Origin of the sequence: Corynebacterium sp. KPL4035, from assembly GCF_037908325.1 — a bacterium.
Lineage (GTDB): Bacteria > Actinomycetota > Actinomycetes > Mycobacteriales > Mycobacteriaceae > Corynebacterium > Corynebacterium kefirresidentii.
This window is the reverse complement of sequence record NZ_JBBMGF010000010.1, coordinates 44,584-60,987: the sequence shown is the minus strand read 5'-3', so window position 1 is coordinate 60,987 and position 16,404 is coordinate 44,584. Positions and strand designations below refer to the sequence as shown.

15 protein-coding genes are annotated in these 16,404 nt (G+C 57.6%); 7 read left to right on the top strand and 8 right to left on the bottom strand.

Annotated features, from left to right (window positions below):
- Positions 1–77 precede the first annotated feature (77 nt).
- Complete coding sequence (locus tag WMP96_RS09530) at positions 78–1,643, top strand: aspartate-alanine antiporter-like transporter (protein ID WP_340433122.1); 1,566 nt, start codon at positions 78–80, stop codon at positions 1,641–1,643.
- Positions 1,644–1,725: 82 nt separating this feature from the next.
- On the opposite strand, the gene WMP96_RS09525 is transcribed toward WMP96_RS09530, so the two are convergent.
- Complete coding sequence (locus WMP96_RS09525; protein ID WP_023021934.1) at positions 1,726–3,360, bottom strand: peptide chain release factor 3; 1,635 nt, start codon at positions 3,358–3,360, stop codon at positions 1,726–1,728.
- A gap of 202 nt (positions 3,361–3,562) precedes the next feature.
- Here WMP96_RS09525 and WMP96_RS09520 point away from each other — a divergent pair, with 202 nt between their 5' ends.
- Together WMP96_RS09520 and WMP96_RS09515 are read left to right on the top strand one after the other, a co-directional pair.
- Positions 3,563–4,423 (top strand): hypothetical protein, encoded by an 861-nt coding sequence (locus WMP96_RS09520; protein ID WP_340433120.1) that lies wholly within the window; start codon positions 3,563–3,565, stop codon positions 4,421–4,423.
- A gap of 70 nt (positions 4,424–4,493) precedes the next feature.
- On the top strand, positions 4,494–5,087 hold the full coding sequence (locus WMP96_RS09515; RefSeq protein WP_301716307.1) for a hypothetical protein: 594 nt from the start codon (positions 4,494–4,496) through the stop codon (positions 5,085–5,087).
- A 4-nt stretch (positions 5,088–5,091) separates the two neighbouring features.
- Here the strand turns inward: WMP96_RS09515 and WMP96_RS09510 are convergent, their stop codons facing one another.
- On the bottom strand, positions 5,092–5,928 hold the full coding sequence (locus tag WMP96_RS09510; RefSeq protein WP_301716308.1) for an SDR family NAD(P)-dependent oxidoreductase: 837 nt from the start codon (positions 5,926–5,928) through the stop codon (positions 5,092–5,094).
- Between the two features lie 80 nt (positions 5,929–6,008).
- On the opposite strand from WMP96_RS09510, the gene WMP96_RS09505 reads away from it, so the two are divergent.
- Positions 6,009–7,361, top strand: coding sequence for a TrkH family potassium uptake protein (locus WMP96_RS09505; RefSeq protein WP_340433118.1), 1,353 nt, complete (start codon positions 6,009–6,011; stop codon positions 7,359–7,361).
- Entirely contained in the window at positions 7,354–8,046 is a 693-nt protein-coding gene (locus tag WMP96_RS09500) for a potassium channel family protein (protein WP_301716310.1), read from the top strand. Before WMP96_RS09505 ends, WMP96_RS09500 begins: the two co-directional genes overlap by 8 nt.
- Here the strand turns inward: WMP96_RS09500 and pth are convergent.
- Positions 8,043–8,690, bottom strand: coding sequence for an aminoacyl-tRNA hydrolase (pth, locus tag WMP96_RS09495; RefSeq protein ID WP_200287890.1), 648 nt, complete (start codon positions 8,688–8,690; stop codon positions 8,043–8,045). The two genes, WMP96_RS09500 and pth, sit on opposite strands and share 4 nt — an antisense overlap.
- 35 nt (positions 8,691–8,725) lie before the next feature.
- Between pth and WMP96_RS09490 the strand changes: the two genes are divergently transcribed.
- Together WMP96_RS09490 and WMP96_RS09485 are read left to right on the top strand one after the other, a co-directional pair.
- Positions 8,726–9,709, top strand: coding sequence for a nitronate monooxygenase (locus WMP96_RS09490; RefSeq protein WP_301716311.1), 984 nt, complete (start codon positions 8,726–8,728; stop codon positions 9,707–9,709).
- 64 nt (positions 9,710–9,773) lie between these two features.
- Positions 9,774–11,228 carry a glyceraldehyde-3-phosphate dehydrogenase gene (locus WMP96_RS09485; protein ID WP_023021928.1) on the top strand — a complete coding sequence of 485 codons (1,455 nt, stop codon included), beginning with the start codon at positions 9,774–9,776 and terminating at the stop codon, positions 11,226–11,228.
- Between the two features lie 101 nt (positions 11,229–11,329).
- Here the strand turns inward: WMP96_RS09485 and WMP96_RS09480 are convergent, their stop codons facing one another.
- The 5 genes from WMP96_RS09480 to ppk2 form a co-directional block, all read right to left on the bottom strand.
- Positions 11,330–12,811, bottom strand: a complete 1,482-nt coding sequence (locus tag WMP96_RS09480; protein ID WP_301716312.1) for a hypothetical protein — start codon at positions 12,809–12,811, stop codon at positions 11,330–11,332.
- Entirely contained in the window at positions 12,804–13,517 is a 714-nt protein-coding gene (locus tag WMP96_RS09475) for an ATP-binding cassette domain-containing protein (protein ID WP_301716313.1), read from the bottom strand. The genes WMP96_RS09480 and WMP96_RS09475 overlap by 8 nt, the downstream gene beginning before the upstream one ends.
- Before the next feature lie 87 nt (positions 13,518–13,604).
- Entirely contained in the window at positions 13,605–14,264 is a 660-nt protein-coding gene (locus WMP96_RS09470) for a response regulator (protein WP_239205300.1), read from the bottom strand.
- The gene (locus WMP96_RS09465) at positions 14,257–15,435 is read right to left on the bottom strand and encodes a sensor histidine kinase (protein ID WP_200287868.1); all 1,179 of its coding nucleotides are present in this window, start codon (positions 15,433–15,435) and stop codon (positions 14,257–14,259) included. Before WMP96_RS09465 ends, WMP96_RS09470 begins: the two co-directional genes overlap by 8 nt.
- 29 nt (positions 15,436–15,464) lie before the next feature.
- The gene (ppk2, locus tag WMP96_RS09460) at positions 15,465–16,352 is read right to left on the bottom strand and encodes a polyphosphate kinase 2 (protein WP_086588148.1); all 888 of its coding nucleotides are present in this window, start codon (positions 16,350–16,352) and stop codon (positions 15,465–15,467) included.
- Positions 16,353–16,404 lie beyond the last annotated feature (52 nt).

Here is a 16,404-nt window from a genome sequence, read left to right as displayed (position 1 = left end):
AGCGATGCCGAGTGCAGGCTTTGAAGAAAGTGTCTTTCACGTGGCACTTTGCTGGAAAATGCCTAAACTATTCCAGCGTGTTAGCAATTTTTGATGGAAATATATGGCTGAGCATCTTTTTCATAGTGCTGCTCGGCACGTTATTTGGCATGATTCCTTTCGGGCCGCTGCGCTTTGGCGCGGCCGGCACGCTTTTTGTGGGTTTGGCCTTCGGCTCGTTTATTGACCTGGACAAAGACATCCTAAGCTCCCTGCAAGAGCTGGGCTTGGGACTCTTTATTTATATGCAGGGGCTCTCCGCTGGTGAGCGCTTCTTCAAGGGCTTTTCCAAGCAGATGAAGCACATGCTCACGGCGGCCATTGCGATTGTGGTGGCTGCGGGCGCAGCCCTCCTCTTTGGTGGCATGCTGGGGCTGGATACCTTGGCTTCCGTTGGTGTATTTGCCGGCGCCACGACATCGACGCCGTCGCTGGCAGTTGCCCAGCAACAAACCGGTGAAGAGCTACCCGCCGTGGGCTACTCGCTGGGCTATCCCGTGGGCGTGGCGGTGGCCATTTTGGTCGTGGCATTCCTGCTCAAGCAGAATTGGCCCGCCAAGCACGATAAGGACAATTCTGCCTCCAAGATCTTCCGTTCCCGCACCATTCGCGTTACCAAAGACGTGAACTACGATGATTTGGAAGAACAGTTCAAGGATCACTTTGTTATCGCTACCATTCGCCGCGGTAATAAGGTCCGGGTTGCCGGCGATCGCCCCGAATTGCACAAGGGCGAGATCCTGCGCGTGATGGTCACCAAGGCTAAGGCCCGTGAGCTCACCCAAATGCTGGGCAAGCGCCAGCCGCAGACTCCGTTCGTGGATAAGCGCCTGGTCATCGAAACCGTGGCTGTATCTAACCAGGATATTGCCGGTCGCACCGTAGAGGAGTTGAACCTGTTTTCTCGCTATGGCGGCCGCATCGTGCGCGTACAGCGTGGCGACGAGGAGTTCCTAGCCAATAATGAAACCCACTTGGCCTCTGGCGATACGCTGGAGCTCATCGTGAAGTTTGACCGTTTGGGCGATATCCGGGATTACTTCGGTGACTCCGTTAAGTCCTACTCCGAGTTGAACTGGGTGGCACTAGGCGGCGGTCTTTTCTTGGGCTACCTGCTCGGCCAGGTCGTAGTACCGATGCCGGGAGGCGCTTCCTTCGAACTGGGCTTTGCACTCGGACCGCTGATTACCGGCCTGATCCTCGGCGCGCTGCACCGCACCCGCCGCATCCCGTGGCAGGTTCCGGCCTCCATTAATACCGCCTTCCAGCAGTGGGGCCTCGTCATCTTCTTGGCATCCGTGGGCCTATCTTCTGGTGAGGCATTCCTGTCCACCGCATTCTCCTGGATGGGGCTGAAGTGCATGATCCTTGCTGCCATTGTTACCTCGGTGGCTGCTGTGTTGTTCGCCGTGGCGAATCGCTTCATGGGGCAATCTGAAACTCGCACCGTCGGCGGACTCTCCGGCATTTTTGCCCAGCCAGCCGTAGTCAATTACGCCACGGGGCTTAGCTCCGACTCGCGTATTATGATCGGCTACGCCGCCACGATTGTGGTGGCACAGGTGGTCAAAATCGCCGTTGTCCCAGTGATGTTGATGCTTTAACCGGGCAACCGAAAAAGGCTGCTTCCCAAGAATGGGAAGCGGCCTTTTGCTTGTCTTGTAGAGAAAAGAAAGCAGTGCTGCTTTAATCCGCCACCAGCGTTTCCATGGTCAGCTCTGGGTGTTCTTTCTCAATGAAGGCGAGCTTCCACTTATCACCAAAGAGCGCGATGAGCTCGCCATCTTGGCGAGTAAAGATCTCCACTCCGCGCTGACGGCCTAGTTCCGGGGCGGATTCAGCATCGGTGCGCCGGGCCACGGAATAGGGGATGGGTTCGGTGACGGTTTCTACGTTGTATTCGAACTCCATGCGGGCCTGCATGACCTCGAACTGCATGGGGCCAACCGCCGCCATGACCGGCGAGGCATCGCCACGGGCCTCGTTCTTGAGAATCTGAACCACGCCCTCGGCTGCTAGCTGATCCAGGCCCTTGCGGAAGGCCTTGTACTTGCCCAGCGACTTCGCGCGCAGAATCTGGAAAGCCTCAGGGGCGAACTGAGGCATCGGCTTGAATTGGACCTTTTTGCCGGAGTAGATGGTGTCACCAGGCGCGAGTGAGCCGGCGTTGACCAAACCTACGATATCGCCCGGATAGGCGGTATCCACGGTATCGCGCGTGCGGCCGAAGACGGTCAGCGCATACTTGGTGGAAAAGCTGCGGCCAGACTGGGCGTGGTGCACCTGCATGCCGCGCTCAAATTCGCCGGAGACCACGCGCATGAAGGCCAAGTTATCGCGATGCTTTTGGTCCATGCCTGCCTGAACCTTAAAGACGACGCCGGAGAATTCATCGCCTACTTCGCGGACCTCGTCGATAGCACTGGTGGCAGCCTCAACCGCCTTAGGATCAGATTCGCGCGAGTGCGGGGCCGGGGCAATGGCACACAGCGTATCCAGGATTTGGTGCACACCAAAGTTCAGCATCGCAGAGGCAAAAATGAGTGGGGAGGTCACGCATTGCTCAAAAAGCTCCTGATCATGCAGGGCACCATCGGCGGCGAGGAGCTCGGCCTCTTCGACCGCGGTTTCCCACACATCTTCTTCCTTCTCACCGGCGGAATCCGGGTCGAAGTGTTCCTCTGGAGCAATGGTGGAACCGCCAGCGGTGCGGATGAAGTGGATATACTCATCGGCCTCGCCATCCTCGTTGATGTGTGCCAGGCCGCGGAAGTCGCCGGCTATGCCCACCGGCCAGTACAGCGGGGTGGGCTGCAGCTGGATTTCGTTGACGATCTCATCAACGAGCTCCAAGGGCTCGCGGCCCACGCGGTCCCACTTATTGATCACAGTGACGATGGGCAAGCCGCGGGCCTTGCAGACGCGGAAGAGCTTGAGGGTCTGGGGCTCGAGGCCCTTGGCGGCGTCGATAAGCATGACTGCCGCATCTACCGCGGTGAGTACGCGGTAGGTATCTTCAGAAAAATCCGCGTGGCCTGGGGTATCAACCAGGTTGATCATGTAGGGCTCGCCCTCGTGTCCCTCGGGCGCATACTCGAACTGCAGCGCTGAGGAAGCCACGGAGATACCGCGGTCCTTCTCCATGTCCATCCAGTCAGACACGGTGGACTTGCGGTTGCCCTTGCCGTGGACCGCGCCGGCCTCATTAATAACGTGTGCGTGTAGCGCCAGCGCCTCCGTCAGCGTGGACTTACCAGCATCCGGGTGGGCGATGACGGCAAACGTGCGGCGGCGTGAGGCCTCAGAAACGACAGAACTCATGCGGCATAGTCTAGTGGGTTTGCGCTACCACTCCACATTGAGGTGCAAATGGTCTCAATTGAGAACCCAGTGGAGGGAGTGAATGAACTTATTGCTGAAACGTGTCTACGAAGCTACCAAATATTGCTTTAAATAGTCCTTCTAAGCAGTAGCTTTTGTGTGTTAGGATTTTTCAACACCGCCCGCTAAAAAAGGATCTTTAATGGTGGAAAACCATAGTAAAGAGGAACAGCTTCTTCGCGCCAATTTTGCCCTTGAGATGGCAAATTCTCGGAAGCTTCGGCACATAGAGAAGCAACAGGAGCGCATTCGAGCCGAAATGGGAGAAATTGAGCGAAGAAATGCAGAACGTTCTTTTGCTCATTGGCGCCAATCCGGCGATGGTCAACACTATTTGGCGTGGAAACAGAAGTATTCTGGACTCATTCAAGAAATCGGTATCCAGGATGAGAACTGGCGAAGCGCTTGGGCTGCGCACATTCGGACGATGATGACGCCGGAAGAAATTAGAGCGCGGCAAACTGGAGACTATATTGAGCCTCCGCGCAAACATCGCAGCGTAAAGATTTTGTTGATTGCTGCACCAGTGTCAGTTGCGTTGTGGCTGCTGGTATCACTTACGGGCCTCATAGATGATGAAACTATTTCTGGGCTCTCCCTATTGACTTTTTGGGGCTCACTAATTGTTGCGGCAGCTATAGCTCTCTTTGGTCGCAAAATGCCGTGGTGGCAAGAGGAGAATGCACGAGCTAAGGAACAACAGTCGGTATCTATTGCAAAGCGAAACGGGATTTCCCCCGAGAACCTACGGCTGGAGCCATTGAGCATCTGGGAAAATAGCGCGCTTGAGTCTGCTTCTAGGGCAGCCGAACTTATAGTCAATGAGGTTAAGCATCACCCACAACCTGAAGAGCTCATTGCGATTCCATTTCCTAAATTAATTTCTGAGGAGGACGTTCCTTATACGTCAATGAGGAAACAGCTTCGTTTAATTCGGCAGAAGTTTATGAGTTATGGGGATTTCGGTTTAGGACAAGGCTCTGATGTCATCGGCACAGCTTAGCTTCGCGGTTCGGCAAATTCCGAAAGATTATTTCTCTCGGTTTCCCGGAGGATGGCCAGGGGAGATTTCCGTGGCTCTCACGGATGCAGTCTTCAGTATCGGTGCCCGCTATTCAACAGCAAAAGGAAAAGGGGTGGGAACATCGGTCGCACGTTTGAGGAATAATTGGGCCGATTCAGATATCGATCCCCGCAATTCTCTGGCCTTATTAGTAGAGCGGGGTGAGAGGGAAATTCGTCAGTGCATGGGGAACGGCAAAGTTTCCCCAGGTAAGAAGTCGGAGCAATACAAATCTCAAGCGATTATTCAAGCAGCGCGGTCCTTTGTTCGGCTCGGGGTTGATTCTGCAGAAGAGCTCGGACAGCTTGTAGTCGAGGGAGACCGTGGCATATCCATGGTAAAGAAGGCATATGTCGGTGTGCCTGGCTTAGGGCCGGTAACTTTCGACTATTTTTTGATGCTGCTCGGATGGCCGGGTGTGAAAGCTGACAGAATGCTCACACGCTTTGTCCGAGAGGCGTTAGGAGAGCCGAGCTTGACGCCTCAACAAGTTCGAGATAAATTGCTCGCTTTCTATGAGGAATGGCCGCTTAAGGAACTGCATTCACTGGTTGAATTTGAACACGCCATCTGGCTGTATCAGAGGGAGAACAGTGCTAAATAAATGACTACCACTCCACATTGAGTCGGCGCCCCAAATCATCAAAGACGCGGCGGGCTACCGATAGCTTCTTCGCAATGGGACGCTGCAGGCCGGGTTTGCGCTTGTCGTTGTAGTATTCGCCGGATTCGAAGTGGATGCCTTCCGTGCCGGTCAGGTAGTAAGCGAGGTTATCGCCGCCTTCGGCAGGCTTGCCAAAGGTTTTGCCGATCAGTCCGGAATATATTTTGGACATCATGCCCGTCGAGGACTTGGAGAAGTCCGTGGCCAGCACGCCCGGGTGGAAAGAGACTGCATTAAGCCCGTGGGCATCGAAATAGCGGGTAAGCAGGATATCCCCCAACTTCGCGTTGCCATAAGCACGCTCGGGGCTAAAGCGCTCCACAGTATCGGGATCGTTTGGCTCAAAGTAGGACATGAGAAAATTGGCCAGCGAAGCGGTCTGGACCACGTTGGCAGAATCTGCGCGCAGCTTCTCGCGCAGCAAAGAGGTCAACAGGAAAGGCGCAACCACGTTGACCTGCCAGGTGCGCTCAAATCCATCAGCAGTGGTGGAGGGGCCATCGAAAATGCCGCCAGCATTATTGCCTAGCGCATGGATATGCTCTAGCTCGCTCAACTCTCCAGCCAGGCGGCGCACCTGCCCCAAAGACTCGAAATCGGCAAGGAAGTACTGGCCGCCCACTTCCTGTGCCACCGCGCGAGTCTTTTCCGGGTTGCGGCCAATAATAACCAGGTTGTCTTGCGGGCGGGTGCGGTGCAACTGGCGTGCGGCCGCGGCGCCCAGCCCGCCCGATGCGCCCGTAATCACAATCGTCTTGGCAGTGCTATTTGGCGAAGTCATAGCTCCAATTTTAACTTCGAGGCGGGGGTGGTGCCCGCTAGCAGTTTCTTTGTACCCCAAGCAGGTCTATACTTCCGCTCGTGAAACATCTGCTTTCCATACGGCAGTGGGGACCGGCGCGCTTAACCGCCGCCGGCTTTCTTTTGCTCATTTTGCTGGGAACGGTTTTGCTCATGCTGCCGTTCGCCGAGGCCGGCACCGCCCGCGCTTCTTTTTTGTCTGCGCTTTTTACCGCTACGTCTGCGGTATCGCTCACCGGACTTATCGTGGTGGATACCGGTAGTTTTTGGAGCCCGGCCGGCCAAGTGGTCATCTTGGCACTCATCCAACTGGGTGGCTTGGGCATTATGTCCCTGGCCTCGCTATCCGGCCTGCTTTTTACCGGCCGGATAAGCTTCAAAGCACGCAAAACGGGTGCCTATGAGGGGCGCCCCATTGCTCCTGGCGGAATTCGCAAGACGCTGATTTTTACCTTTGCCTTTACCGCCGTGGCAGAGATCATCATCGCTCTCATCGTGGCTGCGCGGTTGATGATCGGCTATGGTCATTCCTTTCCGCGCGCGGTATGGGAAGGCATCTTTCACGCCATTTCTGCATTCAATAACGCGGGATTTAGCACCAATAGCGATAACCTAGTGCCCTTTGTTGCCGATGCCTGGATTCTGCTGCCCTTAGCCGCCGCGCTGATCGGTGGCGGCTTGGGCTTTCCGGTATGGGCGGAGCTGGTACGCCTCGTGCGCCGCAACCGTCCCGTGGTCCACCGCATCTCCATTACCGCGCGCATGACTTTGGTTGCTACGGCCGTGCTCTTGGTCGCTGGTGCGGTCTTTTTCGCCTGCATGGAATGGACCGGGCTGATGTCGTCCATGTCGCTGGGAGAAAAACTGCTCAACTCTTTCTTTGCCAGTGCATCTCCGCGCACGGCCGGCTTTAATGCCATCGACTACGGGCAGGCTCACCCCATTACCCTGATGGGCACCGATATTTTGATGTTTATCGGCGGCGGGTCTGCCGGTACCGCCGGCGGCATTAAAGTCACCACCGCGTGCGTGCTCTTGGCGGCGATGGCGGCTGAGTTCACTGGGCGCGAAACCACGACCATCGGGCACCGCAGCCTTCCGCGCTCGGTAACCCGCCAGGCCCTGGCCTTGAGCTTTGCCGGAGTCATGGTGGTCACACTCGGCGTGGCGGCCCTGCGCTTTTTCGATCCGGAGTTTAGCGGTGACCAAGTCTCTTTCGAAGTGCTCTCCGCATTCGCTACGGTGGGCTTGTCCACCGGAATTACCGCAAGCCTATCTGCACCTTCGCAGATAGTGCTGTGCCTCATCATGTACCTGGGCCGTGTTGGCCCAACCACCTTGGTAGCGGCGCTGGCGGCAAAAACCGTAAGTCGGCGTTTTAGCTATCCCGAAGAAAGGCCGTTCCTTGGCTAATATTCTCAAGGCGCTGGGTCGCACCCGCGCCGGCATCGATATTCCTCCCGTCGTCGTCATCGGTCTGGGGCGATTTGGCTCCTCGCTAGCCCATGAGTTGATGGCCAATGGCGTTGAGGTTCTTGGCATCGACTCCAGCGAAAAGCGCGTGCGCGAGGAAGCGCCTTACCTCACTGAGACCATTGCGGCAGATACCACTGACCCGGAAGCCTTACGTCAGCTGGGCGTGGAGGAAGTCGAGCGCGTCATCGTCGCTATCGGCTCCCACCTGGAAGACTCCATTCTTACCGCGTCTAATCTGGTGGAGTTGGGGGTGAAAGATATCTGGGCCAAGGCAGATTCGGAGGCGCATGCGCGCATTTTGAGCCAGATTGGCACTCACCATGTCATCCGTCCAGAGCGCGATACCGGCCGCCGCGTGGCCTACCTTCTGGGCGGGCGTTTCCGGGACTTTGCGGAAATTGCCACCGACTACGGCGTGACCCAAATGGCCGTTCCTAGCTCATTGGTGGGCCGACCGCTCGACCTTTCCACCATCTGGCGTACCCACCGCGTGCAATTGGTTTCGGTGCGTCGTGCGGAAGGGGAATGGGCCCCGCTTGCCGACGCCACCGAGCTCGCCCCCACCGATTTCATCGTCGCCGCCGGCAGCCCCCAGGCCCTAGAGAAATTCTCCCAGTGTTAGCGCGAGTGAATCTGGTTTTGGGCTTTGCTTAGCCCTTCGGTCACGATGAGTCGAGCCGCCTTAGCTGCAGTGGCAATGGCGTCGTCAAAGTCCGCGCCGGTATCCACCGGGCCTAATACATAGTCTGGAATCGACGAGCCCTTGGGCGGCCGTGCAATGCCAATTCGTACACGCAAGTAGTCGCGCGTGCCTAAGCGCTCGGTGAGGGACTTGAGCCCGTTGTGCCCGTTTTCATTGCCACCCTGCTTGAGCCGGACCTTATTGGCCGGCAGATCGAGCTCATCGTGGAGGACAATCACATGGTCTGGAGCGATACCTAATTGCTGCGCTAGCGGTGCCACAGGATCCCCCGACAGGTTCATAAAGGTGCCCGAACGCACGGCAAGTACTTTATGGCCCTCCCAATTAAGCGGAGCTGCCTGGACATCCATCCCGCGCACCGGTTCGAGGACATCTCCACCGGCTGCGAGGAGATCATCGATGGCCATATAGCCCACATTGTGGCGGGTAGCGGCATATTTCGCGCCGGGGTTGCCCAAGCCCACGACAAGCCATTCCGCCTCAAGCTCGGACGGTGTGAGTCCTAGTTGCGGCTTATCCTTCGAGCCAAAGATCCGCGCGAAAAAATCTCCTAAAGCTGCCACTGCGCTAGCTTCCTCTCTCGGTAGGGTGGGGTGTTATGAGTCAGGTTATTAGCTCCCTTTCCCGTAGCGTAATTCCCGCGCCAATGGCCGGTGGCCCCACCACCCCGGAACTGGTGCACGCAGCTTTTGCGGCCGGCGCTTTCGGCACCCTAGGTTTAGGCTCTGCCAGCATTGATTCCGCTCGCACACAGATAGAACAGTGCGCCGGCATACCGTTCGGGGTGAACCTTTTTTGTCCTCAAGAACCACTTCCCGAGCCGTACTTGGCAGCCGCACGCGAGCTTGCTCAAGCAGAAAGCCAGCCGCTACCCGAGCCCGACTACTCCTTTGGCTTTGAAGAAAAGCTGGAGCTAGCCCTGCGCGGCGGCGCCCGAGTGGTGTGGTCTATGTTTGGGACCTTTAACTCTGATCACGTAGAGCAAGTTCATGCCGCAGGAGCAGAGGCATGGACCACCGTTACCACCCCTACGGAGGCAATTGCGGCCGCACGTGGCGGCGTCGACGCGCTGTGCGTCCAAGGTCCGGCGGCTGGTGGACACCGCGGCACGTGGGATATAACCGCGACTCCTGATTCCAGGCAGTTGAAAGAGCTAGTATCCGACGTGCATGCCGCTGTGCCGGACCTTCCCCTTATCGCAGCTGGCGGACTGCGCACCGCAGACGATATCGCCGCCGCTTTATCTTGGCCAGGGGTTACCGCCTGCTCGTGCGGGTCTGCCTTCTTGCTCGCTAGAGAAGCCGGAACGAGCGACTACAACCGGCGGCTAATTGGCAGCGGTGGACAGACCGTTTCCACCCGTGCCTTTTCTGGCCGGTATGCCCGCGGGCTAGAGACCGAGTACACCCGGAGACACCCTGACTTGCCCCCGGTCTACCCACTTTTGAATCCGGTCCTAAAGAAACGCCGTGCGCAGCACGATGATGCCGTATCCTACTGCCTCGTAGGTACAGAGGTAGGCAAAATAAACGGGGGTACTGTGGCCGACATCCTTAACCGACTATGCCAAAACCCACACTAGTAGGCGCTAATATTTAGGTTTGAAGATTTAATGCCACCCCCGTGACAGAAAAGGAATGAATTTCGTGACTGCGAACGCACATGTTGGCCATGATGATTGGAACGAGCGCCTCGAGCTGGCGCAGCAGATGATTCCACTCATCCACCAGCTGCACCGCAACAATAACGTTGTCACCACCATCTTCGGCCGCCCGCTGGTGGGCCAGACGGATATCGACATCATCAAGTCCCACCGCTACGGCCGCCGCATTGCGCAGCGCCACCTGTCCACGGCGGAGACCCTGCCAATCCTGGTGGAATTGGCGGACATGAACCTAGGCGCCGCCAGCGTTGACCTCGGCCGCTTGGTACTGGGCTGGGAGGAGTCCAACGAGGAAAACCTCCGCATGTACCTGGAAGGCGAGCTATGCGAGATCGTCGGTGCAGGCGTGGATTTGGAAACCACCGACGTCGTCCTCTATGGCTTTGGTCGCATTGGCCGACTGCTTGCCCGCCTGCTCGTCGCCCGCGAGGCAGCCTATGGTGGAGTCCGCCTGCGCGGCATCGTCCTGCGCAAGAAGGGCGATGGGGACATCCTCAAGCGCGCCTCCTTGCTGCGCCGCGATTCCGTCCACGGCGCCTTCAACGGCACCATCTCCGTGGATGAGGAAAACGAGGTCATCTGGGCCAATGGCACCAAGATCCAGATGATCTACGCTAACGATCCCTCCGAGATTGACTACACCTCTTATGGCATCAACAACGCCATCTTGGTAGATAACACTGGCGCGTGGCGCGACCGCGAGGGCTTGTCCCAGCACCTCAAGGCCAAGGGCATCTCTCGTGTGCTTTTGACTGCACCGGGCAAGGGCGATATCAAGAACATCGTCTACGGCATCAATAACGAAAAGATCACCGATGAGGATCAGATCCTCTCCGCCGCGTCCTGCACCACCAACGGCATCACCCCAGTACTCAAGGTCATCAATGACCGCTACGGCGTAACCCACGGCCACGTGGAAACGGCGCACTCGTTTACCAATGACCAGAACCTCATCGATAACTACCACAAGGGTGATCGCCGTGGCCGCGCCGCGGGCCTGAACATGGTGCTTACCGCCACCGGTGCAGCTAAGGCTGTGTCTAAGGCCCTGCCGGAGTTCGAAGGCAAGCTCACCGGCAACGCCATCCGCGTTCCTACCCCGGACGTGTCTATGGCCGTGCTTAACCTTGAACTGGAAAAGGAAGTAGACCGCGAAGAGGTCAACGACTTCCTGCGCAACGTTTCGCTGCACTCTGACTTGCGTCAGCAGATTTCCTATATCGCCTCCCCAGAGGTTGTTTCCTCTGACTTCATCGGCAATACCCACGCTGGCATTGTCGACGGTGTTGCCACCATCGCCTCCGGCAAGCACCTCGTGCTTTATGTGTGGTACGACAACGAGTTCGGTTACTCCAACCAGGTAGTACGCATCGTAGAAGAGCTGGCGGGTACCCGCCCGGTAGTTCTGCCGAAGCGCGTATCTCCTGCTGAGCTATAAAGCTCAATGAACTATAGCCCGCGGTTACCCGCGGGCTTTAGTCGTTTTCCGGGGCATTTTCAGCAAAGCGTAAAAGGTTTGAGCACCGAGCACCACTCGGCTTAGTTTGCCGGTTGCAGCGCTTTAGTCTTAAGCAGCCGGATGACCATCCACGTACCAGCCGTGGCGAAGATTCCTGTCAGCACCACCGCAAGAAAATAGCGGGCAGGGGAATCCGCGTTCATGGGCCATGCGGGGAAGGCGATCAACCACAGCGGGGTTCTAGCGAGGATGTCTCCGCCCAGGGTCACGGAGACGATAGTGCAGACGATGCACAGTGCCAGGCCACTCATGATGCCCAGACGAATCACGATGAGAAGAGAGAATACCGAAATCACATACCCCACCCCAATGGCTAGGGGGAGTTGGATGGCGGTCGCCGAAGCCGGGCTGCCAGAAGCACTAAGCGCGAGCGAAGCGCCCATGCATACTGTGGATACTATCCCGAAAAACCACCAGAGGAGGGCGCTGGAACAATGGCGGGATTCAATGTGACTGAGCGGCCATACCGGCGCGAGTAATGGCCACACCACAACCGGCAGCACACCTGCCCCTACGGGGAGAAGCAGAAAAACAAAGAAGCCCTGGACGTAAGTCGGAGGATAGAAAAGGGCAAGAAATAGCAATGCCAAGGCACTTAACGCCAAGCAGGCGATAACCGCTGGGCTGCACGCCGCCCGGTGGAGACCAACTAGCGCGCCTGCAAAGCGGGGGCGGGCGGTGGCACGCGGTGCTGTGGCCGGGCGCCACGTGGCAGTGGCGCCGCTAAAGGCAGGGGTTGTCTGGCCGCGGCGAGGTAAGGCGAGGCGGCGCAGGCGGCGCGGAGTGACGATGGCCGCATAGATGCCCATTACTGCGAGAAGTAGCGTCAGAGCGAGGGCCGGCAGCGGATTTTCTTGCAGGAGCGGATCGCCTGGATCCAAGGGCACGGAATTTTGATGAATGCGCAGTGAATGAAGCAAGAGTCGCATGGGCCAAGCTGGTGGAAAAACCCACCACGTAGGGCCTTCGACGACCTTGGAAGTCACGCTTAAAACCTGCCAGATAACGCTGAGTATTAGTGTCGCGCCAAGGCCATAGCGCCGCGAGCAGGCAGAGGCAAGGCCAGCAATGCCAACAGCACCGAGGAAAGAATAGAGCCCGGCGAGTGCCACAAGGTGGTGCTGTTCGCGGCCTTGTGCGAACACTACTGCCCAGGACACCCCAAAGTTGAGGAGATGGAACGCGGCCAAGCTGGCGAGCACTACCACCAAGCGTGCAGTGTGTTCGTAGCGAGTAGTGAGGCGGCGCCACCAGGTGCCGCCGCCACGGGCGAGAACCTCTCGGCGCTCTGTAACTGCGGCAAATACCGCAATGAGCGGCGCGTACATGCCGGTGACAAACATAGATTGCCAGCCGAGAACACCGGTAGCATCCTTAGCCGGGGAAGCGAAAGCAGAAAAGACTATGGTCATTAGCGCAAGCGGTAAGGCGAGAAGAGGTAGCCACTGCACAGCGCTGCCGCGGCTGCGTATCAGCTCTGCCGAAAGGTAGCGCTTAAACATCGGCCTCACCACCCGGAGAGGTGAGGCGGAAGAACTCGGACTCCAATTGTCCGCTGGGGGCAAGCTCCTGCAAGGACCCGGAGTAGCGAATGGTGCCCTGAGACAAAATGGTGATGTCGTCGGCCAAATGAAGGACCTCGCCAAGCTGATGAGAGCTGACCACAACAGTGTGGCCTGCTGCTGCCAAGTCTCGCAGCAAAGTACGCAGCTCCACTATGCCCTGTGGATCAAGACCATTTTGAGGTTCATCCAGTAACAAGATTTCCGGATCACCTAGCAAAGCCTGCGCCAATGCCAAGCGGGCCTTCATACCAGTGGAAAAGGACTTGGCCTTCTTGGAACCGACCTCGGTGAGCCCCGCAATGGCTAAAACACGCTCTACCTCAGACTCCGGCAGACCTAGCAAGCGGGTATGTACGCGCAGGTTGGCAGCGGCGGAAAGATGCCCGTAGAAGGCGGGTCCATTCACGGATGCCCCCACATGGTCGAGTACTTCACGTGACCACGGGGCACCAGCCGCGCGTACTATTCCGGAATCTGCCGGCAGCAGGCCAAGGAAGATGGAAAAGAGAGTGGATTTTCCGGCCCCGTTGCGTCCAAGCAAGGCGTGGACGCGGCCAGGGGCAATGCGAAAGTCCACATCCCGCAGCACCGCGTGGGAACCAAAGGATTTGGTGACGTGTTCAAAGGAGATCTCAAAACTCATACCGCCCAGTCTCGCGGCAGAGCGCCGCAATAACCTCCGCCTAGGCTATGGACCTTAGCGCGAAGTTCTCCTACCACGGTAGGAGGCTTAGGCGATGCCAGCCTTTTGCGCCAAGAGCACTAGAGCTACGCGGTCGCGTGCAGCCAGTTTGGAAAGCAGAGAGGAAATATGTGTCTTGACAGTCGTATCCGCGATGACCATTTCACGGGCAATTTCCGCGTTGGTGGCACCGCGGGCGATGAGGGCTAAGACTTCTCGTTCGCGACGGGTGACAAGGCTTAAGCCTTGGCGCTCTCGCGCGCTCAGCTGTCCGCGCGCAATTGCGGCGCGGTAGGTCTGCAAGACTGGGCCGGTTACCTTAGCAGCTAGGACCGATTCGCCCTTGGCGACGTCCTGCACAGCCCCCACCAGTACATCTGGGTCGGCGTCTTTGAGGAGAAACCCATGCGCGCCAGCGGCGATAGATTGAGCCACCAAATCATCTTCATTAAATGTAGTGAGCATGATGATTCGGCAGTCAGGCACCCGAGAAAGGATGGCTTGAGTCGCGGCAATGCCGTCCATTCCGGGCATTCGGATATCTAGAATCGCGACGTCAATGCGGTGGCTTATCGCCGCGGTAACGGCTTCGTTGCCGGTGTGCGCGGTGGTAACGACCTCAATATCCTCCTGAGCATTGAGGATCGTGGACAAAGCCGCGACGAGCAGCGCTTGGTCATCGGCAAGCAGTACACGAATCTTAGACACGGTTTTCCTTCTGCAACGGAAGTTCGGCGAGCAGGGTGAATTTTGTGGCATCGCCCCAGCTCTCTAGCTTTCCACCCAATGCGTTGGCACGTTCTTCCACACCGATCAGGCCCACGCCGCTACCTGGGACTTCGCTGGGAGTCGGGGAGGGCGTGGAAGAAATTAGGGTGAGTCGGGCGACGTCGGCAAGCGCAAGCTCCACATCCACCTGGGTTCCTGGGCCCTGGTGGCGCAACGCGTTGGTCAAACCCTCAGAAATGATGCGCACCAACGCCAATTGCGTAAGTGCTGGAGCCTCGTAGGCCTCAGGTATATGCGCGTTAATGTCCAAGCCCGCCGCCCGGAAGCCATCGATAATGCCCTCGATGTGCTCTAGCTGCGTGGTGGGCTCCAGTGAGGTAGGTCCGGTGCTTCGCAGTGCAGTGACGATGCCGCGGACCTCTTCCAAAGCAGAATCCGCGCCATCACGAATACTGGCCAGCGCATCGTGGGCAGCCTCAGTGTTTGCACGAGCGGCAATGATCCCGGCGTTTGCCTGAACCTTGATCAACGTGAGGGAATGAGCGAGTACATCATGCAGCTCCCGTGCGATGAGCAGGCGTTCTTCTTCTTGGGCTTGGCGAAATCGCTCTTGCGCTAGCTGCTCGCGCTGGCGTGCTAAATCGAAGTAGCGCGCAGCTATAAAATATGTGCTGCCTAGAACCGCCCAGTGCACGACCAACATGGCCAAGTAGCGGCGGTCCAGTTGGTAATGCAAAAAGAAAGACTCCGGATCTATGCGCCACATGAATGGCGAAATGAAGGAGCCAAGAATAGTTAGAGCCAGTACCGTGCGGGGAATGGCGCGGCGTGTGACATAGCGGGAGGTGGCATACACCGCCATGGGTGCAGTCAGGGCCCACGGGGTAATTCCCAGGTTAGTGGGAAGCTGGCTCATCCAAGCCATCGCCCAAGCTGCGAGAAGCACGATAAAGCCCGTGGCGCTGAGCACGGGACGGCTCCGCCAGACCCACATAAATGGCAGGAATAGCAACGATAGACCTGCCTGAATAATCTCAATTATGCTGGGATTCTTCGCGGCAGAAATGACATAAAATAGCGCAATGAGCACCGCCACCGCAGTGAGGATTTTATCTCCTAAACGCGCTTCCGCGACGGTGTCAGTGCTCATGGTTGAAGATAGTAATACGGCCGGTGCTGCTACTTCTTCTTATCCTTCTTCTTGCCCTTCTTTGAGGTTTTCTTCGCCGTCTTCTGCTCGGACTTGCGCTCCAGCTTGGCTGCTACATCAGGCACATAGCGGAACTCTTCGCGGGCGGGGCGCTCGTAGGTCTCGCCATCAGATTCAGGGCGCTGCGGGATTTCAGGCATCTTGCGCTCGATCTTCTCGTAGGGAATGGTGCTGAGAAGGTGCGAGATGACATTGATACGCGAGCGCTTCTTGTCTTCCGATTCCACGGTGTACCACGGGGCGGTTGGGGTATCGGTGTGAATGAACATGGCATCCTTCGCGCGGGAATAGTCCTCCCAGCGGGTAATGGATTGCAGGTCCATAGGGGAGAGCTTCCAGCGGCGTAGCGGATCATTGCGGCGGGACTCAAAGCGCTTAATCTGCTCCTCATCGGAGACAGAGAACCAGTATTTGCGCAGCATGATGCCGTCTTCTACCAGCATCTGCTCAAAGGTAGGTGCTTGGTGCAGGAAGCGGACGTATTCCTGATCGGTGCAAAAGCCCATGACGCGTTCGACGCCGGCGCGGTTGTACCAGGAGCGGTCAAAGATGACAATTTCGCCCTTCGTTGGCAGCTTTTCCACATAGCGCTGGAAGTACCACTGGCCCTGCTCACGGGAGTTCGGGGCGGGCAGCGCCTCGACGCGGCACGTACGTGGGTTGAGGTACTGGGTGATGCGCTTGATAGCAGAGCCTTTGCCGGCGGCGTCGCGGCCTTCCATGATGATGACGACGCGGGCCCCGGTTTCAACGACCCACTGCTGCATGTCCACGAGTTCTGCCTGAAGGCGCTCGAGTTCCTTCTCGTAGGCCTTTTTGTTGAGTTTCTTAGGGGCTTTACTGCTCTTTGTGCTCATTACCCCAGCTTAACCGCCGTCGATAGCAGGGGAGAAAACGGCAACGCCCTCG